At 44.3% G+C, this 21,795-nt stretch carries 20 protein-coding genes; 15 read left to right on the plus strand and 5 right to left on the minus strand.

Annotation, left to right across the window (positions count from 1 at the left end; genetic code table 11):
- Positions 1 to 106 precede the first annotated feature (106 nt).
- On the minus strand, positions 107 to 679 hold the full coding sequence (locus G3W54_RS02930) for a hypothetical protein (protein ID WP_162651649.1): 573 nt from the start codon (positions 677 to 679) through the stop codon (positions 107 to 109).
- Between the two features lie 192 nt (positions 680 to 871).
- Between G3W54_RS02930 and G3W54_RS02935 the strand changes: the two genes are divergently transcribed.
- The 7 genes from G3W54_RS02935 to argC all read left to right on the plus strand — a co-directional run bounded on the left by G3W54_RS02935 (position 872) and on the right by argC (position 7,813).
- Complete coding sequence (locus G3W54_RS02935) at positions 872 to 1,744, plus strand: EamA family transporter (RefSeq protein ID WP_162651650.1); 873 nt, start codon at positions 872 to 874, stop codon at positions 1,742 to 1,744.
- 88 nt (positions 1,745 to 1,832) lie between these two features.
- On the plus strand, positions 1,833 to 3,530 hold the full coding sequence (locus G3W54_RS02940; RefSeq protein WP_162651651.1) for a glycosyltransferase family 39 protein: 1,698 nt from the start codon (positions 1,833 to 1,835) through the stop codon (positions 3,528 to 3,530).
- Positions 3,531 to 3,769: 239 nt separating this feature from the next.
- The gene (gene rplM, locus G3W54_RS02945; protein WP_162651652.1) at positions 3,770 to 4,234 is read left to right on the plus strand and encodes a 50S ribosomal protein L13; all 465 of its coding nucleotides are present in this window, start codon (positions 3,770 to 3,772) and stop codon (positions 4,232 to 4,234) included.
- A 2-nt stretch (positions 4,235 to 4,236) separates the two neighbouring features.
- Complete coding sequence (rpsI, locus tag G3W54_RS02950; RefSeq protein WP_162651653.1) at positions 4,237 to 4,719, plus strand: 30S ribosomal protein S9; 483 nt, start codon at positions 4,237 to 4,239, stop codon at positions 4,717 to 4,719.
- A gap of 213 nt (positions 4,720 to 4,932) precedes the next feature.
- Positions 4,933 to 5,628 (plus strand): hypothetical protein, encoded by a 696-nt coding sequence (locus G3W54_RS02955; protein ID WP_162651654.1) that lies wholly within the window; start codon positions 4,933 to 4,935, stop codon positions 5,626 to 5,628.
- Positions 5,629 to 5,802: 174 nt separating this feature from the next.
- Entirely contained in the window at positions 5,803 to 6,693 is an 891-nt protein-coding gene (locus G3W54_RS02960) for a DMT family transporter (RefSeq protein ID WP_162651655.1), read from the plus strand.
- Between the two features lie 181 nt (positions 6,694 to 6,874).
- Positions 6,875 to 7,813 carry an N-acetyl-gamma-glutamyl-phosphate reductase gene (gene argC / locus G3W54_RS02965; protein ID WP_162651656.1) on the plus strand — a complete coding sequence of 313 codons (939 nt, stop codon included), beginning with the start codon at positions 6,875 to 6,877 and terminating at the stop codon, positions 7,811 to 7,813.
- A gap of 34 nt (positions 7,814 to 7,847) precedes the next feature.
- On the opposite strand, the gene G3W54_RS02970 is transcribed toward argC, so the two are convergent.
- A complete protein-coding gene (locus G3W54_RS02970; RefSeq protein ID WP_162651657.1) occupies positions 7,848 to 8,948 on the minus strand; it encodes a COX15/CtaA family protein in 1,101 nt (366 codons plus the stop codon).
- 161 nt (positions 8,949 to 9,109) lie between these two features.
- On the opposite strand from G3W54_RS02970, the gene G3W54_RS02975 reads away from it, so the two are divergent.
- On the plus strand, positions 9,110 to 9,331 hold the full coding sequence (locus G3W54_RS02975; RefSeq protein WP_162651658.1) for a DUF2842 domain-containing protein: 222 nt from the start codon (positions 9,110 to 9,112) through the stop codon (positions 9,329 to 9,331).
- A 234-nt stretch (positions 9,332 to 9,565) separates the two neighbouring features.
- A complete protein-coding gene (locus tag G3W54_RS02980) occupies positions 9,566 to 10,741 on the plus strand; it encodes a GNAT family N-acetyltransferase (RefSeq protein WP_162651659.1) in 1,176 nt (391 codons plus the stop codon).
- Between the two features lie 33 nt (positions 10,742 to 10,774).
- Here the strand turns inward: G3W54_RS02980 and G3W54_RS02985 are convergent, their stop codons facing one another.
- Entirely contained in the window at positions 10,775 to 12,961 is a 2,187-nt protein-coding gene (locus G3W54_RS02985) for a Wzz/FepE/Etk N-terminal domain-containing protein (protein ID WP_162651660.1), read from the minus strand.
- A 198-nt stretch (positions 12,962 to 13,159) separates the two neighbouring features.
- On the opposite strand from G3W54_RS02985, the gene G3W54_RS02990 reads away from it, so the two are divergent.
- The 6 genes from G3W54_RS02990 (at position 13,160) to G3W54_RS03015 (ending at position 19,115) form a co-directional block, all read left to right on the plus strand.
- Positions 13,160 to 13,723 carry a polysaccharide biosynthesis/export family protein gene (locus G3W54_RS02990; RefSeq protein WP_162651661.1) on the plus strand — a complete coding sequence of 188 codons (564 nt, stop codon included), beginning with the start codon at positions 13,160 to 13,162 and terminating at the stop codon, positions 13,721 to 13,723.
- 51 nt (positions 13,724 to 13,774) lie between these two features.
- Positions 13,775 to 14,947, plus strand: coding sequence for a glycosyltransferase family 4 protein (locus tag G3W54_RS02995; RefSeq protein WP_343162556.1), 1,173 nt, complete (start codon positions 13,775 to 13,777; stop codon positions 14,945 to 14,947).
- A 146-nt stretch (positions 14,948 to 15,093) separates the two neighbouring features.
- A complete protein-coding gene (locus G3W54_RS03000; RefSeq protein WP_162651662.1) occupies positions 15,094 to 16,629 on the plus strand; it encodes an undecaprenyl-phosphate glucose phosphotransferase in 1,536 nt (511 codons plus the stop codon).
- A gap of 89 nt (positions 16,630 to 16,718) precedes the next feature.
- Positions 16,719 to 17,873: an O-antigen ligase family protein gene (locus tag G3W54_RS03005; RefSeq protein WP_162653529.1), complete on the plus strand. Its 1,155-nt coding sequence runs from the start codon at positions 16,719 to 16,721 to the stop codon at positions 17,871 to 17,873.
- A gap of 103 nt (positions 17,874 to 17,976) precedes the next feature.
- On the plus strand, positions 17,977 to 18,642 hold the full coding sequence (locus G3W54_RS03010; RefSeq protein ID WP_162651663.1) for an HAD family phosphatase: 666 nt from the start codon (positions 17,977 to 17,979) through the stop codon (positions 18,640 to 18,642).
- 164 nt (positions 18,643 to 18,806) lie between these two features.
- Positions 18,807 to 19,115, plus strand: a complete 309-nt coding sequence (locus tag G3W54_RS03015; protein ID WP_162651664.1) for a cupin domain-containing protein — start codon at positions 18,807 to 18,809, stop codon at positions 19,113 to 19,115.
- 66 nt (positions 19,116 to 19,181) lie between these two features.
- On the opposite strand, the gene G3W54_RS03020 is transcribed toward G3W54_RS03015, so the two are convergent.
- Positions 19,182 to 21,077: a cation:proton antiporter gene (locus G3W54_RS03020; protein WP_162651665.1), complete on the minus strand. Its 1,896-nt coding sequence runs from the start codon at positions 21,075 to 21,077 to the stop codon at positions 19,182 to 19,184.
- Between the two features lie 251 nt (positions 21,078 to 21,328).
- Positions 21,329 to 21,712 carry a VOC family protein gene (locus G3W54_RS03025; RefSeq protein WP_162651666.1) on the minus strand — a complete coding sequence of 128 codons (384 nt, stop codon included), beginning with the start codon at positions 21,710 to 21,712 and terminating at the stop codon, positions 21,329 to 21,331.
- Positions 21,713 to 21,795 lie beyond the last annotated feature (83 nt).

Below are 21,795 nucleotides of genomic sequence, written 5' to 3' on the forward strand. Positions count from 1 at the left end.
AAATTCTTCATATATGCCCGTTATCCACATCTTCATTTCAATATCGATTTGCGGCTGCCTCAGTTAAAAATATCCGAATGCAAATAGTTGAAGAATAATTCTTAATTTATTTAATCAATTTGCGTTGTTTTGACTGTATCTTAAAGTCGGACACGGCATCAGAAAATTGACTCAAATCCCAATCTAGCAAACGGCCTGCGCCATGGCGATCAGTGAAATCAGATATAAGTTTTGAGCTTTGCTCATAAGGCTCTGCCATCGCAGTTATGAATATTTCAGCTTCGTCTCCTTCAAACACACACTCACCGAAATTCAAACACATATTTGGGTCAAATGACCAAAGTTCCTTCTCGTCATTTATAATTTTTAATCCCTTGCCTTTGAACAAAGTTCCCTTTTCAATGCCGAGTTCTACTTTTAGGCCTTCTTTTTCTGGCGTGATGAATAGGAATTGTGCCGCAAATTTTGGCGCAGGGCTAAAAACCTCAACATAACGAAGATAACATCGTTTCATTATCGATCCATCCCGCTTGGCCTGATCACAAACGCTGTCCCACAATCCAAATGGCTTATAATGCGTGACAACCCAATCACCGGGCGTATCGTTACCTTGTGCATCCTGAGCAAGAACAGAATTTAGCGAAAGGAGAAGTGCCAATGCTGCGAATAGCGATTTCATGCTTGATCCTCTTTGATGGAATTTTCGGCAAGCTATCGCAATTTCTGGTCACATGATCCTCATTTAAGATCACATTTTTGACATCAACCGCCTTACAACGGAATACTTCAACTATTTTTATGGATGCATCAAAAAAATATATTCGTTCTTACCGCGATTGAATGTTAAAGCGATTCCGGTAAGGAGCCTTCCATGGCAATCAAAGATATTCTCATCATCATAGCAGTTACTGCAATTTGGGGGCTGAACTTTTCAGTCACGAAATTTGGTATGGAATATGTGCCGCCGCTTTTTCTCAACGCGTTGCGTTTTACTGTTGTAGCACTCATGGCGTTTGTAATCCCTCGCCCCAGCGTTGATTGGCGTATATTTGCCGGAATTGGTGTATTTATCGGCGTGATAAAATTCTCGCTTGTGTTTGTTGGCATTAAACTCGGGCTTGGTGCTGGTCTGTCTTCTGTTGTTATTCAAGGGCAAGTATTTTTTACGATAATTCTTGCTTTTCTCCTCTATAAAGAACGCGTGCAAATCTATCAGGTTATCGGCTTACTCATTGGATTTGCGGGCCTTTTTGTCATGAGTTTCGACGATGGTGGGGACTTCAATCTCCTTGGTTTTGCCCTGACCGTGCTTGGCTCGTTAATGTGGGGCATAGCCAATATGTTTTTCCGCCGCACAGGCAGCACAGAAGCTGTTGCGGTCATCGTGTGGGCAAGCGTGGTCGCACTTATCCCGCTTTGGCTGCTCTCTGCATTTTTTGATGGCCCCGACGTGATCATGCAATCTTTCCAGAATTTCAATTTGCAAGTCATATTCGTAGTCTTGTTTGCATCAATATTCTCGACGGTTTTTGCCTATTCTATGTGGGGCAAAATGCTATCCAAATACCCCGCAGCAGATGTCACACCATTCGCTCTTTTGATCCCCGTATCAGGGTTATTAGGTGGTGTATTTATTGTGAACGAAACCATTAGCGTAATAGCCATGATCGGCATCATTATTATCATGGTTGGCTTGGCCGTCTCCATTCTCGGTGGACGCGTGCGCAGGTATCTAGGGTCATAAATTATCCAACCTGCCGTCAAACAACACTTGACCAATTGCGCGCCGCGCCTTACCTCGCACATTATCACGCATAACTCTTGGAGCTCTCATGAGCGATAGTGCAACAAATTACGACCAAAATTCCAAACGACAAGGCACTTATCTTGCGCTTGGCATAAGCCTCATCTTAATGATGCTGTATATGATCTTGATGCCTGCGACGGAACTTTGGGATCGTGATGAGCCGCTTTATGCCCGTACTGCAATTGAGATGCTGCTATCAGGTGATTGGTTCCTCCCAACATACAATGGCAACCTATTTGCGCACAAACCACCTATGACATACTGGCTGATGGCAACCAGTTTTTGGATGTTTGGTGAAAACGAGTTTGCAGCACGTTTTGCATCAGCTCCTACAATGGCTGGCACTGCATTTTTCACCTATCTGATTGCACGCCGTATGTTCGACCATACGATTGGCATTTGGTCGATGATCATGTTTGGCACTGCATTCCTGACCATATATCTTGGCTCGATTGCCCAGCACGATGCGCCCATGATGTTCTTCATCATTCTGGCAATTTACGCCTATACCAAGTTTCTCTACGAGCAACAGAGTTTGTGGCCGATGCTTGTCTTGTTCACGCTTGGCATGGTCGCAACGCTTTATATCAAAGGTCCGGTTGGGCCTGCTGTGATTTGCACAACCTTGTTTTTCTCATGGGTTTTCACACCATCAGACCAGCGGCCAAAATTCATGGCGATGGTTGTGTTTGCAGGCGGATTTATATTGGCTTGTATTTTGTTTGCGATATGGCTCATTCCGGCCAATACAGCAACTGATGGCGCGCTGTGGCAAATGGGCGTTGGCAAACATATTGTTCAGCGTTTTCAAGAACCGCTAGAAAATTATGGCGGCACTGCGTCTCTTGGTTACTACTGGATGTTGCCTGCCTATATTCCTGTCATTCTTATCACGCTCATGCCATGGACTATTCATCTTCCGGCGGGGTTGAAGGCGCTATTTTCCGGTAAATTGGGGACTCGGCGCGAACGTGCGCTCCTTTGGGGTTGGATAGCGCCAACATTTGTAATGTTTACTTTGGCGGGCTCAAAGCTACCTCACTATATTTTCCCGATTTTTCCAGCCTTGGCAATCATATGCGCAGCGATCATGATCAAGCAGGTGCGAGACGCTGAAACGCAAAGCTACTCGAAGTTTGGTGCATACCTTTATCTGATGCTGTCCCCGGCAATCGCTATTGCTTTGATCGCTGTGCCGTTTTTCCGACCAGACATCATCCCTTTCTTGGTTGGTATTCCGGCAGGTTTAATCATCGGTACAATTGTTCATTTTGTATTCCATCGCCAGAGAGTAGGTAATGTGATTGGCGCAAGCCGCCTGCTGACCATAACAACGCCGCTTGTCGTCATCTTCGCCTATTGGTTCATGATCTCGCCAGCGGAACCATTGATCAAAATCTCAAAATCCATTGGCGAAATTATCAATAAAGTTGATGTTTCCAAGAAACGTGTTTTCATGGATGGCTTCTTGGAACCAAGCATGGTGTTTTACATCAACTCACCATTGGGCTCACCTGTGAAGTCCATGCCGGATGATGAAGACGCATTCTTTGCAGAAATGAAAGATCCGCGCCCAATGGTTCTCGTGGTCACTAAGGAACTATTTCCGGAATATGAAGTCTATGAGGGTGACCGCGAGTTTGAGATCATCGGCGAAGTTCAGGCGATCAATACAAATGACCATTTGAAAGACCAAACCGTCGTTGTGGCTGTGCGGAAGTAACTGTAAATTGCAAACAATCATCTGAAGTTGCATTATATCAACCATTGCGCTTGACGCCCACCCGACTCTCCCTTATATACCGCCTCAGATGTGGCTCTTTTGGGCCGCATTGTTTTTTGTGCGCCGTTTAGTACCAATTGAGTATGCGTGCAGAATATAAGCAACAAGAAATGTCCACATGGAGTTAGGCCACCTTAAGAAGCCTTTCCCGGGATTGGATCAAACATAGAGAGACTAATATGAAAACCTTTACGCAGAAACCTGCTGAGGTGGAGAAGAAGTGGATCATCATCGACGCCGAAGGCCTCGTTGTTGGACGTCTAGCTTCTTTGGTTGCCTTGCGTTTGCGCGGCAAACACAAGCCCACTTACACACCACATGTTGACGATGGCGACAATGTTATCATCATCAATGCTGAAAAAGCTGTTTTGACCGGCAAAAAATACACAGACAAAAAATATTACTGGCACACAGGCTATCCTGGCGGCATCAAAGAGCGTACAGCTCGTGCGATCATCGAAGGTCGTTTCCCTGAGCGCGTTATGGAAAAAGCTGTTGAGCGTATGATCCCACGTGGTCCGCTTGGCCGTGTTCAGATGAAAAATCTACGCGTTTATGCAGGTAACGAACATCCTCATGAAGCACAGAAACCAGAAGTTCTTGATGTTGCATCAATGAACAAGAAAAATACAAGGAGCGCATAAGTATGGCTGATCTTGAATCCCTAGCGGAACTTGGCGAAGCAACTGCAGCTGTTGAAGCGGTAGAGGCAGCTCCTGTATATGTTCAAAAACTAGACGCCCAAGGCCGCGCCTATGCAACAGGTAAACGTAAAGACGCGATTGCACGTGTTTGGCTTTCACCTGGTACTGGCAAAATCATTGTTAACGGTCGTGACTACACTTCGTACTTTGCACGTCCTGTGTCACAAATGCTCTTGCTTCAGCCTGTTGTTGCTGCTGCACGTGAAGGCCAGTTTGATGTGAATGCAACGGTTAAAGGCGGAGGCCTTTCCGGCCAGGCTGGTGCAGTTCGTCACGGTATCTCAAAAGCTTTGACATATTACGAGCCAGGCCTACGTGCTGTCTTGAAAAAAGGTGGCTTCCTTACTCGCGATTCACGTGTTGTTGAGCGTAAGAAATACGGTAGAGCAAAAGCTCGTCGTTCTTTCCAGTTCTCAAAACGTTAAGTTTAGGGACAGCTCTCAGAACACTAAGTTCTATTTACATATATTTGAAAGAGGCCGGACATTGTTCCGGCCTTTTTCGTTTTTTGTAGATCTGTCCAAAATTAACCATTTGATTAACTTATGAAAAAACAGACTATCTCATAACTCTGCTAACTGTTAACTATTGCTTAACAAATTAATTCCGATAAGCCGGATAATTCCGATAAGTAAAGTATGACAATGCGCGCAAATCTAAAAAAGCAAATATTCAATTACGAAGATGGCAAAGGTTTTGCCTATGAATTTCGAAAAAGACGATCGAAATTCTTCATGCAATTCATTGATAATAACTTCGATGGCGCTAGAGAAATTACGATAGTCGACTTCGGTGGAACCGAAGTTTTTTGGAAATCCATTGGCTTTGACTATCTGCGCGAAAAAAACATGAAGATCACATTGGTCAATTTGGAAGCAATCTCAATTGTGGATGATGATATCTTTACTTCTGTTGTTGGTGATGCACGCAATTATTCACCTGAACAAAAGTACGATATATGTTTTTCTAACTCCTGTATTGAGCATGTTGGTCAGATGACTGATTTTATTGACTTTCGCAATTCAGCCCAAAGCATTGCAAAGACTTACTTTATTCAAACACCGAGCTTTCACTTTCCAATAGAGCCGCATTTTGTTTCCATTGCTTGGCATTGGCTGCCGAAAGCGCTGCGCGTTTTAATAGTGAACAATATGTCAGTAGGTCATTTTGACAAGGGTAAGGACCTTCTTGATAGCTATGTGATCGTCGAAAGTTGCTACCTGCTAAGTCATAAAATTTTTAAAAAGCTATTCTATGATGGCAAAATTCATAAAGAAAAATTTGGATTTTTCACAAAGTCATTTATTGCAGTTAAAGGCTTGGAACAGATATAATTTTGTTATCGCTTCCGGTCAAAATTTGCCACGGCTATGATATTTTTCAAAAAAGGCGATTTTTAACACTGGCGAACATCTCATTGTAAGTTTAGTTTCATTGCGATGGGTATTATTTTAAGAAGCACATCTCTTCTGATATTCATTTCCATTTAGTGAGCATCAGGGATAAGAATGACCGACAGCAACAATCCGATAAAAGCTGCCATATGGATGCTTGGAGCAATCGCCTCCTTCAGCACCATGGCGATTGCCGGACGGTCGCTTGATAGTGACATTGATACATTTGAGATCATGCTCTTTCGATCCATCGTTGGTGTCATCATTGTTGTGACTATTGCAAGAAGTATTGGCACACTGCACGAGATCAAATTTGATAAATTACGTCTCCATTTGCTACGAAACCTATGTCATTTCACAGGCCAGAACCTATGGTTTTTTGCGCTTACGGCAATTCCCCTCTCCCAGCTGTTTGCGTTTGAATTTTCCACGCCTATCTGGGTAGCAATCCTTGCCCCAATTTTCTTGAAAGAAAAACTTACGCGCGCGCGCACTATTGCTGCCATTATGGGTTTTATTGGCATCTTGCTTGTTGCCCGCCCGGATACGGCAACATATTCACCTTATATCATTGCAGCTTTTTTATGTGCTATTGGCTTTGCCGGAGCGAATATCGGAACAAAACTCCTCACACGCACACAATCAATTACCTGCATTATGTTTTGGCTAACGGTCATTCAAACAGGTTTAGGCTTGATCGCAGCTGGTCATGATGGAGATATTTACATCCCTCCTGCTCATAATTTTATCTGGCTATTTATCATTGGCGTTTGTGGATTAACGGCTCACTTCAGTCTAACCAGAGCGCTGTCGCTGGCGCCAGCAATCGTGGTTTCACCATTCGATTTTTTACGATTACCGCTGATCTCTATTGTCGCATTTTTCCTCTATGGAGAAGTTCTGGAATGGCCTGTTTTCCTTGGTGCTGTAATTGTGTTTTCAGCCAATATCTTCAATATCCTCAGCGAATTGAAACAACGAAAAAAATTGGCGCTTCAGACTTAAATTGCCTTTTCACGCATTGTACAGGCGATATTAGCAGGGTATAAGCACCCGTCTCGATGTCGGATAATAATTGTTGCCAGCGAGTTGGTTTACGTAATTTAATTTTTGATTCAACGATTTACAAAACTGAGTCCAAAAATAGTCGTAAGTTATTGTTTTATATAAGTAATGGATTGATCACATGAAAGCAAAAGTCTTCATAGATGGCGAACATGGCACAACTGGCCTGCAAATCATCACGCGCCTTACACAGCGTAACGATATTGATCTATTATCAATCGCGCATGAAGACAGACGCAATCCGGATATTCGTAAGGAAAAATTGCGCGAGGCCGATATTGCGATCTTGTGCCTACCAGATGATGCTGCACGTGAGGCCGTTGCACTAGCCTCAGATGCCGGTACCCGGTTCATTGACGCATCAACCGCGCACCGAACACATCCTGATTGGGCATACGGTTTTGGCGAACTAAATGCAGATCAAAAAGATAATATCAGGAAAGCACAATTCGTATCCAACCCTGGTTGTTACTCGACAGGTGCAATCGCACTAACGGCACCGCTCGTACAAGCTGGTATTTTGCCAAGCGATTATCCGCTGACAGTCAACGCGGTCTCTGGCTATTCTGGCGGGGGTAAGCAAATGATTGCGCAAATGGAAGATACAGGCGTAGACGGTGCGATTTCATCGGCACACTTTGCCTATGCGCTTACGCTCGCTCATAAACATGTACCAGAGATTGTGACACGCTCGGGCCTTACTCGAACACCAATATTTACACCGAGTGTTGGTCGCTTTGCACAAGGTATGTTGGTGCATGTTCCACTGCATCTTGATCTATTGAGGGATACACCCAGCCTTTCCGATATTCATCGGACACTTACGGCTCATTATAATGGGCAAAAGTTTGTTGACGTTGCCACGTTAGAGGAAAGCAGCAGTACCGCTCGCCTTGATCCAGAAGGTTTAAATGGCCAGGACAATATGCGTCTATATGTGTTTGGCACAGAAGGTGCGGGAACGGTTAACCTAACAGCGCAACTCGATAATTTGGGCAAAGGTGCATCAGGAGCTGCGGTCCAAAACCTTGATCTCATGATTGAACAATATCGGAGTTAAAAAACAATCGATTGATAATGCCATTGGGGAGCGATTAGCTCCCCTTTTTTATTTCTACCGGCAGTGCATATTCGCCGACAAAACCGCGCCAGTGAGCAATGGCAAAACCAAGAACAACGAGCGCCATACCTTGGTGGACAAGCGCCCAAGAAACAGGAACCTGCATAACAAGCGTCATGATGCCCACAAGCGCCTGTAATGTAACAAGTACAAACAAGATGACTGAACGGCGTGAATGCGTTGTATCCCCATCACCCTTAATGCAAGTCACCATGTGAATGAACGCAAGCGCCCAAAGAATATAAGCGCTCATTCGGTGAATAAATTGAACTGTCTTAGGGCTTTCAAATGCATTTTTCCAAACTGGCTCGATAGTCCAAAGGTTTTCAGGGATAAATGTGCCATCCATCAAAGGCCATGTATTATAGGCAAGTCCTGCATCAAGACCTGCAACCAAACCACCAAGAAATATTTGCAAAATTACGAACAGTGCCAGCAAAATTGCCATCGGGTGCGCCGATGTTGTTGGCGCGTGATCTGCCGTATGTGGCGATAATCCGCGCATCACCCAAACAATGCCGGCAAAAATAATACAGGCAAGCGTTAGATGCGTTGCTAGCCGATATTGACTAACATCAACCCGATCGACAAGGCCGGACGAGACCATCCACCACCCGATGAAACCTTGCAGTCCTCCTAAAAACAAGAGACCTACCAGTGGCTTACGGATCGGTTTTTCAACCCGCCCAGATAACCAAAAAATGAGAAGCGGGACGCCAAACAATACACCTACACCGCGGGCGAGCAATCTATGTGCCCATTCCCACCAATATATGTATTTAAACTCATCAAGAGACATTCCCTTATTAATCAACTGATATTCAGGAATTTGGCGATAGAGTTCGAGTTCCTCTTCCCACTCCTGAGCGCTAAGTGGTGGAATCACTCCATGAATTGGCTTCCACTGTGTGATTGAAAGGCCAGAGTCCGTCAGGCGGGTTGCACCACCAACAATAACAAGTGCAAAAATAGCCAGTAGAACGACAGCCAGCCAAATTCTGAGCAGACCACGCTGTTTTTGTGCATTATCTCGCTTGGCAAGCAATTCACTGTGTTCTATCGCATTTTCAGTCATTTAGTTTTCCTCGAAGGCATGTCTTGTACCTATCACGTGCATCATTGGCACAACTTTTATAACCAATGCAAGAGACGAAAACTTGCGGCAAGCAGTCGCGGGGGTCTTCACTTACTGGTAAAGTCAAGTTATTGATTGCCAGCAAGTTTAAAGGAAATTAAATGCCAACCCGCGTTAGAAAATTTATCGGTGTATTCTTAATGCTTATTTTGGTGGGGCTTTATGCCATTCTTGCCGTTACAGTGGCCACCTACCAACTCGCTGAATCTGCCTGGTATGTTCACCTTCTCTACTTTTTCTTCACCGGAATATTGTGGGTATTGCCCGCCATGTGGCTTATCAAATGGATGGAAGGGGCACCTAAGCCCAAAAACGCCAAATAGTTCAATTTGTAAATTTGCTGTTTAGATCTCATTATTCATAGCTTCAATCTATTCTTCCTCATTGCCTTAAAATCATTTTTTGTTGACTTTTAGGAGCCATTATCGACCGAAATCACGTATTTAACGGAAATTTTGGTAAAAATGACAAGTCACGCGACAAATTCCTTAGCAACTTCATTGGCAAGCAATGAGCGTATTGAGATAAGCCAATCACCTTATCATCCAAGCAATTTGATGCGTACGAAACTACTAAAGGCTCAAATTTTAAACATTGAGACAACGCAAGATAAGAAGATCAAAATTATTACAAATATCTATGATCTTGAACATGACTGGCGCTTTATAGAAACCGAGGATCACATTTCCGTGCACCAGAGTTTTAATTGGTGTCGGGCTTGGTGCAACAACCACAAAGTAAAACCAATTTTTGTGACGGTGTCTATTAACTCACGCATCGAATTTATTCTACCACTTGAGGTTCAATCCCAATTCGGTATTAAGCGTGCGCGGCTTATTGGTTCTGATCATAGCAATGTGAATTTTTTGCTCGCATCAAAGGCGTTTCTATATCAGATGAAGCCTGACTTTATTGAAGAGCTTAAGATCGAGTTACGAAAACTATCCCTTCCCTTTGATGCCATTCATCTTGAAAAAATGCGCTTAAGTTTTGTGGGTGTGCCAAACCCGTTTGGCTCTGTTACCAAAGTGCTTAATCAAAATGCATCTTTTCAACTGCCTTTACAAAGCACCGTCGAAAAAACTTTTGCTCAAATAAACGCAAAACGTAAACGCAAAATGGTTCGCAGCACGGCCAAAAAGCTTGGTGCGATTGGCGAGCAGAGTTACATTATTTCCAATAGCATTGCTGAAAATGAGAAAATTATTTCGGCATTTTTCTTACAAAAAGCCAAACGTTTTGAAAGTAAGGGCCTGCCAGATGCATTTGGCACAAAAGATATTCAGGACTTCTTCGCTGACCTTTGCGCACTCGATCAGGGTGACATTGGAAAGCTGGAACTTCACGCGATTACATTGCGACAAAAAGATCAAGCCTCTGAGGTCGTCGCGATAGCAGCTGTTACAGTAAAAAATGGCCATGCAATTTGCCAATTCAGTTCATTTAACGAGGACATCGCAGCGCAAACACAAACAAGCCCGGGCGAGTTTTTATTCTATCATGTCATCGAAAACATGGTTCAGCGCGGGATGCGTTTGTTCGATTTTGGTATTGGCGATCAGCCTTACAAGCACTCTTGGTGTACAATTCGTACTGAACATTATGATGGATTTATTGCGTTAAATACCAGTGGTTATATTGCGGCATGGTTGGAAACACTAAAAATTGCCATTAAACGCAAAATAAAGTCGTCACCACAATTTCTCAAACTGGTGAACAGATTTCGCCGGTAATCATGTGATCAAAATATCGAACGCTCAGTGCAGTTAAGCGACTGAACTATAGGCATCATGCGATGTGGATTTGACGGTGTCGCTGCGCGGGTCGATATCCATAACGAGTGCATCATGATACCCCTCATCGGCAAATGCCTCTTTATATTCCATGATTTGTTGATCAGGGAGATCTTTCACAGAAACTACAAATTCTGTTGTAAGATGACTTGCAAGACGTATTACATTTGATACGTCTGTCGGTCCGCATTCAACGATTACAGTGTCATAACTGTCCAGCAACGCATTAATAATAAGCGGTATCCGTTCAGCAGATTGCATCGCACGCTGCATATTGCCATTCCCACGGGCCATAACATGCACGTCCGACATTGCATCTGCATGAATTGTTTCTGCAATCGTAGTCTCTCCACATAACAGATTTGTTAAACCCTTGATCCGACTAGTGCCGATGGTCGAACTGCTTGGCATACCATCTATGGTTAAATCAACCAGGATTGATCTGCACTGTTCATCGCTTAAATTTCGCGCCAGAAGAACCGAACCCATTGTGGCATTTCCACCCTCAGGTGAAAGGCACATAACCAACCGCGTTGATGCGACCATAAATTCTTGCGAAACATCAAAAATCGAGTAACGAGAACTTACCAAATTTTCTTCTGTAAATGCTGGATCACCGTCTGGGTATTCAGGAGCCATCTCAGCTCTGGCTGTTAAAAGCCCGAGATCTGCATGATGACCATATTGGCTTTTTGAACCAGCACGTGTTTGGCCAATATTGTGTTGACCATGTCCGGGCGCATATCGAGCTTCGGAAACAGGGCGAAGCGCTCTACCGCTAAACAGTTCGGTCAACATTACCCAAATAGAACCGATAATAAAAGTTGCGACCATCGCTGCGATGATGATCGGTAGTTTCTTTGGAAAAAAGGCCTCAGTCGGCATAATAGCGCGAGAAATTATACGTGCGTCCGGCGGAATAGCGCTTACTTGCGAACGCGACGCTGTTTGGCGGAAACGACCAAGATATGTTTCTAGTAATTCGCGTTGAGATGCGGCTTCACGCTCAAGCGCACGCAATTGTACTTCTTCGCCGCCAGCTTGAGCAGAATTTGCTTTCAAATTATTGAAATTACCAAGAAGCTCACGTTCGCGCAAACGCGCAACGGACGCTTCATTCTCAAGGCTTGCCAAGACTTTTCTCGCTTCGGTGCGAAGCTGGCGTTGAACGTCTATTAATTGCGACTGCAATGCCTGCATGCGCGGGTGCCCATCCAGAAGTGTTGTTGACAAATCCGCAATATTTCCACGAATATCCGCTTCATTTTCACGCAATCTTTGTACAGTTGCCGAATCTAAAACATTTGCGATGGAGTCAATATTCTCGCCTTTTTCCAAAACCCGACGTACCGTCGTCGCACGCGCTTCCGCATCGACTTTTTCAGAACGCACACGTGTTAACTCCGCTGAAATATCAGAAAGTTGCTGACCTTCAAACGTGTCAGTATCCCCTATTGTAAAGAGACCTTTTTCCGCACGATATTCCGCAACGCGCGCCTCAGCAACTTGAACACTTTCTCTCAGACGCTCAATTTCTGGTTCGAGCCAAGCGCTGGCTTGGGTATTATCTTTGAGTTTTTCCCCTGACTGCACACGTAAGAATGCATCAACCATGGCATTTGGTACAGATTCTGCAAGTTCCGGGTTCTCAGATGTAAATTCAACAGCGATGACCCGTGATACACCGACCTGATAAACATCGAGGCGTTCATAAAACTCCTTTAAGACGCGCTCTTCTGCCGGAATAGAATATGGATCAGAGATTAAACCAAGGCCAATAAAAATCTTTGCAATGAAAGATGGTGATTTTGGTGCATTGAACTCGTCATAAGATGCAAGGTCTAATTCTCGAGCAACTGAGGTGACCAAATTATTTGATTTTAGAATTTCAACCTGGCTTGTTACGCCGCGTTCATCCAGGGTAACAGAAGGCTGTCCGCCGTTCAGCTGCTGCTGATCTGCAAACACAGGCTCACGATTATCGATCAAAACGCGTGCTTCAGAGCGATATTGCTCATCAACAATATTGACAATCACAAATGCAATAACACCAACAATGAGTGCTGATATTGCAATTTTTGCGATGTTTTTCTTGACCGCAAAAAACAAACTGCCGAGGTCAATATCGACATTTGTATCGTCATTGTGGATTTGCGACATTCTAATACTCCAGATCGTAATGGAGCTGATTGTAAACACACATGGTAACTCATCAGTTAACGTAAGAACCCAATTAGGGGTGAAAATACGATTAATTTGTTACAATCGGCCAATTAATTGGCCTGTTCTTTACCAAGCATTAACCATAAATCGTCAATAAATTAATGTAAGTTCGAACCCTTTTGGAGTGCACCGCACGTGAAAATCAATCTACCTGTTGCGATTATTTTAGCTGCTGCCAGCATCATTGCCGGTTGCGCGAGCTATCAGCCGGCTCCTCGTGCATTCCATGAAGCAACCATTCAGCCTTACCGGCTTGATGCTGGCGATCGTCTGCGTATCACTGTTTTCGAGCAAGATGGCTTAACCGGCACCTATGGTGTTGATCAGGCTGGTTACATCTCCTTCCCTCTTGTAGGAGCCGTTGCTGCTCGCGGTTATACAGCACAAGAACTTGAAGGCGTTATCGCAGGCGAATTACAAAAAGGTTACTTGCGCGATCCTGATGTCAGCATCGAGATTGACCAATACCGTTCCTTCTTTGTTTTAGGAGAAGTGGGGCAACCTGGCCAATATACTTATGTTCCGGGGATGACGGTACAAAATGCAATTGCCATTGCTGGCGGTTTTTCAACCAGAGCGCAACAAAACAGCACAGATATTACTCGCAAGATAAATGGAAAAATCATGACAGGTCGCGTCTCAATTTCTAGCCCTATTCTCGCGGGCGATACGATCTATATCCGTGAACGCTTATTTTAATAAAGACCATAATGGGGCATACGCTAAATTGAACGAACACTGGATTGCTGAATGATGTCCAATGAAGCATTGTCACAAGAACCTTTGCGGATAATCCACTGTTTCAGATCTCCCGTCGGTGGTATTTTTAGACACGTACGTGACCTTGTGAACACTCATCACGCGCAGGGACATAAAATCGGCATCCTATGCGATAGTAGCTCAGGCGGTGAATTTGAAGAAAAATTGTTTGAAAGCATTATCGACAAGTTAGAGCTTGGTCTTATACGAATGCCAATCAGGCGCGCAATTACGCCAGGCGATTTAATTGCAATACACAAAGTTTATAAACAAATCAAAAGTTTGCAGCCAGATATACTACACGGTCATGGCGCCAAAGGTGGCGCGTATGTTCGAGTAATTGGCTCATTTATGCGGGGATCCAGGTCTCGCGTTACCCGCACCTATTCGCCCCATGGCGGCTCGCTGCACTATGATAGCAGCAATATCAAAGGGAAAGCTATTTTTGCCCTAGAACGCCTTCTCGCACGCATGACGGATGCAATAATTTTTGTCAGCGATCACGAACGGCTTGCATATATAGATAAAGTAGGTCTCCCAATATCCAATTCGCATTTGGTCTATAATGGACTGAATGAGGAGGAATTTCAGCCGATTGCCACGAATGAAAATGCAAGTGATTTCTTATATATTGGTATGATGCGAGACCTTAAAGGCCCTGACGTTTTTATTGATGCTTTTCGTAAAGCAGAGCAACATGTTGGTCGTCCTTTGCACGCCACTATGGTTGGGGATGGCCCTAACAAACAAGCCTATCAAGAAAAAATTGCGCAGATGGGTTTGAGCAAGCGCATAGTTTTGCATCCAGCTATGAATGCACGTGAAGCATTTGCACTTGCTCAAAGCGTGGTTATCCCATCTCGAGCAGAGGCAATGCCGTATATCGTATTAGAAACCGTTGCCGCGAACAAACCTATTATCTCGACAAATGTCGGTGGTATACCTGAGATACTGGGAGCTGATAGCGATGTCATGGTGCCACCTGGTAATGTCGAAAAACTCGCAGAAAAAATGGCACAGTCAATCCAGGATAAGAGCTGGCTCGCATCTGCTCAACCTGATCGAAATACATTCAAGAAGCGCTTCTCGGTGCAAGCCATGGCGGAAGATGTTTTGGAGATTTATCACCGCTCCTCCAACAAGGTTTCCGAAGACAGAACCTGAGGTCGACTAGGCTAAAACAGCTTCAACAATTCTCAAAAATTTTGATCTCTTGTAATAAAACGTTATCCGTCAAGTTTTTATTAGTTGATTTGCCTTATTCTCATACGCACAACAGCTAATTAAAGCACTGTTTTGCGGATAATTCGATGATTAAGATACAAAAAGATAAAATGGTCGATGCTTCGATAGCGCCATCAGAAACTGTGGCGCATGGTCTGGAAGAAGATAATTTAAACCGTCTTGCGCAACAAATTGCTCAGCAACTCGCTGATGAAAATCATTCACCAGCGCTTATATTAGGCGCCTACCGTCTATTTGAATGTGCATGTATTTTCGCAACTGGAATACTCGCTTATTTCTATCATGATTATCCAGATAACAGATTACCAGTTCATGCATTTATTATCTTTGGAACATCATGCCTAACACTCGCATCACTGCAAGCAAGTAGTCTATACACAACGCAAAGCCTTAAAACAGGCATGCGAACTTTGCCACAGGTATTGGCAATCCTATCTACAATTTTTGTTGTCATGGCCGTTGCTGGCTATTTTATTGATTTTCATGACTACTTCTCAAAAAAGTGGTTCGCTGATTGGTTCATGGGAACTGCAACCGTTTTAACAGTTGCACGACTGACATTTGCATTTTCCATTAGTCGTTGGAAACGAAATGGTTTCATGGAGCGTCGCGCTGTCATCGTTGGCGGAGGCGCAAAAACCAAACAGCTTATTCGTGATATCGAGGCAGAACAAGGCAATGACATACGCATTTGTGGTATCTTTGATGATCGGGGCGATGATCGCGCCGCACCTGTTATTGCTGGTTATCCCAAATTAGGTAATGTTAAAGATGTGGTTGCATTTGCACGACGCACACGAATAGATTTAATAATCATAACGCTACCACTGAGCGCGGAAAGCCGCTGGACAGGTATGCTCAAACACTTGTGGGTTTTACCAGTAGACATTCGCCTAGCAGCACATACAAATTCTATGAAATTCCGCCCACGCTTTTGCAGCTATATGGACAACAGCAAAATCCCTATGCTGGATCTATTTGATAAGCCGATTTCTGATTGGGATTCTGTCAGCAAACGTGGTTTTGATATTGTATTTTCGCTCCTTGCACTGGCACTTCTTTGGCCTATCATGCTGGGTACAGCGATTGCCATTAAACTAACTTCAAAAGGTCCGATAATCTTCAAACAAATGCGCCACGGTATTAATAATGAAGAGATACCGGTCTATAAATTTCGCTCAATGTACACGGATATGTCCGATGAGAAAGCGGCAAAACTCGTCACAAAAAATGATCCACGCGTGACGCCTGTTGGACGCTTTATCCGCAAAACTTCGATTGATGAATTGCCGCAATTATTCAATGTCTTATTGGGCAGTGTTTCGCTCGTTGGCCCACGCCCACATGCGGTAATTGCACAAGCTCAGAACAAATATTTTGCTGATGTTGTGGATGGGTACTTTGCCCGCCACCGCGTCAAACCCGGTATTACCGGCTGGGCGCAGATCAATGGTTTGCGCGGTGAAATTACATCCGATGCGAAAATTAAAGAGCGAACGGAATATGACCTCTATTACATTGAAAACTGGTCATTGGCCTTTGATTTAAAAATTCTTCTGAAAACACCGTTTAGCCTATTTAATACGGAAAATGCCTATTGAGTGATGTTCCTTATCAGTATCAGGGTCAACCATTAACCTTTAGCAGCTCGCGACAAGCGGACGCCGGTTCTCGCCTTTTAGGAACCTGGATGCTGGCTTTTGGTGTTTTTACGTCCGGCTTTGTTATTCAGGAACCCGCACCATATGAGCTGATGATGGCAGGGCTTGTCGGCATCTGGTTTTTATGCGGATTAAAAATTTCGCGAACCATTGCGCCGGTCCTAGCATTGTTCACACTATTTAACATTGGTGGTCTACTATCGATGTTCACCATGGATACCTATGGCGGCATTCCTCTCTATTTGGCGGTCAGCTACTTCTTGGCGCTAACAACGGTATTCTTCGCCGCTATTATTGAGACTGATCATCGCAGACTTAAAATCATATTCAGAGCCTATGCAGTTGCAGCTGTTGTCACGGCGATGCTGGGCATTTTAGGTTATTTTAATCTTATTCCTGGTGGTGAATACTTCACTCTCTATAATCGCGCTCGTGGCGCCTTTGCTGATCCAAATGTGTTTGGACCTTTCTTGGTGCTGCCTGCCCTTTATCTGCTCCATGGCTTGATAGTGGGCAAAATCAAGGACGTGCCACTGCGCGCCATTGGTTTTTTTATCATTACCTTCGGTGTTTTCTTATCATTCTCGCGCGCAGCATGGGGGCTATACGCAATCTCGGGTGTGCTGCTTATCATATTATTGCTTGCACGCCAGCGCACAAGCAAGTTCCAGCTCCGCATTATTATGCTTTCCGCAGCTGGCTTTATTGCGTTGATCGTCGCGCTCGTCATTGCATTGCAAATTGATCAGATCGCTGAACTTTTTTCTGATCGAGCGCAGCTTGTGCAAGAATATGACGGTGCCAGATATGGTCGTTTTGCGCGGCACGCTATTGGCTTTGGTATGGCGCTTGAAAATCCACTCGGCATTGGTCCTCTAGAGTTTGGCCTGATATATGGTGAAGATACGCATAATATCTACCTTAAATCTCTCATGGCTTATGGTTGGCTTGGCTTTACAACCTATCTCATTCTCAGTGGCATGACATTTTACTTCGGGTTTAAATATATGCTTCGAGATCGCCCCTGGCAGGTTTACTTCATGCTGGCAATGATCTTGCTTTTTGGTCATGCGCTTGTTGGCATGGTAATTGATACAGATCACTGGCGCCATTTCTATTTGATCTTAGGTATCGCGTGGGGCTGTATTGCGCTCGAACACCGATATGGTATAAATTACAACTAGCTCGGAACATGTTGAAATAATCATATATCGATCTCCGATCATTGTATATCTGTCACATTATTGATCTATGCCTTGTCATTACAATTGCAATCGGACGAATCCTATGACCATTCCTACCCCCTGGCCCGAAGCCGTGATTTTCGACATGGATGGCTTGATGCTCGACACAGAAACTATCTCGATGAACTCCATGCATCGCACATTACGTTTGCATAAGATTGATTTCGAAGATCAGTGGTTGTTTGATATAATCGGCATGAACAGCAAGGGCGCAAAGAACTACTTCAATGAAAAGCTCGGGTATCCCCTGCCAGAAGAGGTGGATACGACCTTCATGAAAACCTATGAAGACCATGTAACAACAAATGGTATTGAGCTTAAAACCGGTCTCGTAGAACTGCTTAAATTTCTGGATGAAGCTGGTATTCGACGCGGCGTTGCTACCTCAACACGCTCTCGAATGGCCCATAAAAAGCTTGGTATGACGGGGATTAAGCACTGGTTTGAGACAATCGTTTGTGGCGACGAGGTCGCAAATGGTAAGCCTGCGCCGGACATCTATCTTAAAGCCGCTGAAAACCTTGGCATAGACCCTACAAACTGTCTGGCATTGGAAGACAGCGATAATGGCGCTAAGGCTGCCCATGCTGCTTCAATTGATGTCATCGTTGTGCCAGATCTGAAACAACCAAAAGATCATACCCGCGATATTGCCCACCGGGTTGTAACAAGTCTTCATGATGTTAAGTTGCATCTGCAGAAGCGTTAATCCCATCTCACCTCAAATCTGATTTTCGATGTTGTGAGTTTCTCTTTCACCCTCAAGCATTTTCCACACATGAAGAATATCTGATCTGCTAATCTACACATGATCAATTGGTACTACTCAGCGCAATGCATGCACACTAGATTTACGAAAATGTGAGGTATAAAGTGTGCAATTCCAAAGGCTCAGCAACGGCGACAGTTAGAATTAACAATGACCGCGTTCGTGTGACCGAATGGCGCTTCAATAAACGAGGTGACAATACGGGATGGCATCGTCATGCCTATGATTATGTTGTCATCCCGCTTTTTGATGGGGTCTTGGAAATTGACCTTGGAGATGGTGAACGCATCACTGCACAAATGGAAAACGGCGTTCCATATTACCGCGAAATTGGTGTCGAGCATGATGTCATCAACGGGAATGACTTTGAATGCGCTTTTGTTGAAGTGGAACTGCTGCAAGAGCGGACATAATAACCAACAAGAATAAGAAACGCTCTACTGTACCATACGACCCTTTTGCACAGCCAGATGCCCTGATTAGCGCTTCCGAATTTCTCGCATTTCCTCCATGAGGATTTCAGTACGCGGGCCGGTTACCTCACGAACGCGATCGATATAGGCTTGGTTTTCCATGGTTGGAATTTCCGGATCATAAGCATCTGCAACATCCAGCATTCCCTGCCGATCCATTTCATTAAACGCCTGCAACATATCTTGAGCATTTTCCGAGCTTACACCCAATGCTTCAAAGGCAGATTTCCCCATGCGTAGCGATGCGTCATAAGTCTCGCGAATTATATCGCGACACCCTGCAAACCAAAGATCATAAACATGATTCCGATCTATAGCCCGTGCCAAAACATGAACATGGGGATGGGTGTTGGTTATATAGCGCACCATCTCGGTGATCTTTTCTTTATCATCAATCGCGATAACCAGTAATTTTGCCTCATCAATGCCGGCTGCATGTAGCATATCGGGGCGAGTAGCATCACCATAATATGTTTTAATGCCAAAGACCTTAAGCATATCAATTTGCTTTGCGCTAAAATCGATCACCGTTGTTTCCTCGCCTGCAGCGCGTAACATACGACCCACAAGTCCGCCCACACGACCACAACCGGCTATAATAATATGATTTTTCTCATCAATTGTATCGTGCTCACGATCTAAGCTCTGCACATAACGTGGTGAGATGACTTTATCATAAAGAATGAAAAGTAGTGGTGTAAGAAGCATGGAAAGCGCGACAACCAACAGCAATTGATCAGCGATGGCTTTTGGAATAACGGCACTTGCTACTGTGAAAGACAGGAGAACGAAACCAAATTCACCAGCTTGTGCAAGCCCCAGCCCAAAGAGCCACTTGTCTGCACCTTGTAGTTTAAAAATATATGCCAGCACCAAAAGCACGATGACTTTTAACGCGATCAAACCAAGAGTGAGTGCGATGATCATTGTGAGGTTTTCTGACAAGAGTGCAAAGTTAATCCCTGCCCCGACAGTCATAAAAAACAAGCCCAAAAGCAGACCTTTGAACGGATCAATGTCGGATTCAAGTTCATGGCGATATTCACTATTGGCAAGCACAACGCCTGCTAGGAACGTGCCTAAAGCGGGCGACAGACCAACAAGTGACATCAAAAGCGCAATACCAACAACCATCATCAATGCTGTCGCAACAAAAAGTTCGCGAAGTTTTGCATGTGCCACGAAACGAAAAATCGGACGTGTTAGAAAACTACCACCCAAAATCACAGCAAGTATTGCCCCCAACGTCACGAGCGTTGTTTGCCAACCATTGAGACCATCAACAAGGCTCATTGAACTACCGTGACCCTCATCAGCTCCATGGTCAGCGGCACCCTCTACACCATGCGCTGCGGTATCCGCAGCCATATTCAACGCGTCCATTAACTCAGGCAAAGCCAAAAGCGGAATGAATGCAAGCATAGGGATAACGGCAATATCCTGAAACAACAGTACCGAGAAACTTGACTGCCCTCCATCGCTTTTCATCAGACCTTTCTCATTCAGCGTTTGCAATACGATAGCCGTTGAGGACAGCGCCAAGACCATGCCAATTGCCAATGCAACAGTCCAAGACTGGCCAAGCAGCATTGCAATTCCCATGACGGACAATGTAGTGAGAGCCACCTGTCCTCCACCAAGGCCAAGCAATTTGCCGCGCATTTCCCATAGTAATTTTGGCTCTAATTCAAGCCCAACGAGAAATAGCATCATCACAACACCAAACTCGGCAAAATGTTGAATGGAAATCACATCTACATGCAAAAATGCCAATACAGGACTAATCAAAATACCAGCAATCAAAAAACCGAGAACCGACCCCAACCCAAGCCGAGACGCTATCGGCACAGAAATCACACCAGCGATAAGAAAGATAAAGGCAAGAAGAAGGAAATCAGTCATGAAGGCTGGCCTATGGTAAATTTGTTTCTATATTCAAACAAATAGCAAGCTCTGGCCATCTGCGCAAACTCTGGCTGTTGAAACAATCAAAGATAACAATAAGCTGAGTGTATAGTGGATGTAAAAGCAATCATAAAATTGATAATATTCATGTGGATCGATAGCTTGGAAATCGTAGAAGATGTATCTTCATGAACAAAACCCCAGAGACAAATCTCCGGGGTTCCAACCGTTTTCATTTATCCTATCAATTACATCTTTGCTGGCGTCGCAACGCGAATGCGGTGGCCATCTGCATCTACTGCCACAAAGGTTCGGCCAAATGGCATGTCCATTGGTGCTTGAAGAATTGTTACACCATGAGCCAGCCACTCTTTATGGGTGTTTTCCAATGTTGCGTCATCATCGACATTTAGTGAAATTTCGCTCGAGCCACCTTTTTCTGAACCATCATTCAAAGTCGGCGGTACAACTGTTGTCAGCTCCCAGAGACCCAGCATGACATTTTCTATAAGAGGCAACATTGCAAACCCTTCCGACTGATCTACAATTGGTTTGCCAAGCAACTTGGCATAAAATTCGGCGCTTTTAATCGGGTCTTTCACGTATAAAAGTACAAAGTTGAATTCTGGCATTCTTCTATCTCCATTTAGTATCAAATTAAATTCTGGAGATGATTTACCGCTATGTACTGTCAATTTATGTCAGCATTAGACAA

The sequence above is a fragment of the Lentilitoribacter sp. Alg239-R112 genome, assembly GCF_900537175.1.
Classification (GTDB): domain Bacteria; phylum Pseudomonadota; class Alphaproteobacteria; order Rhizobiales; family Rhizobiaceae; genus Lentilitoribacter.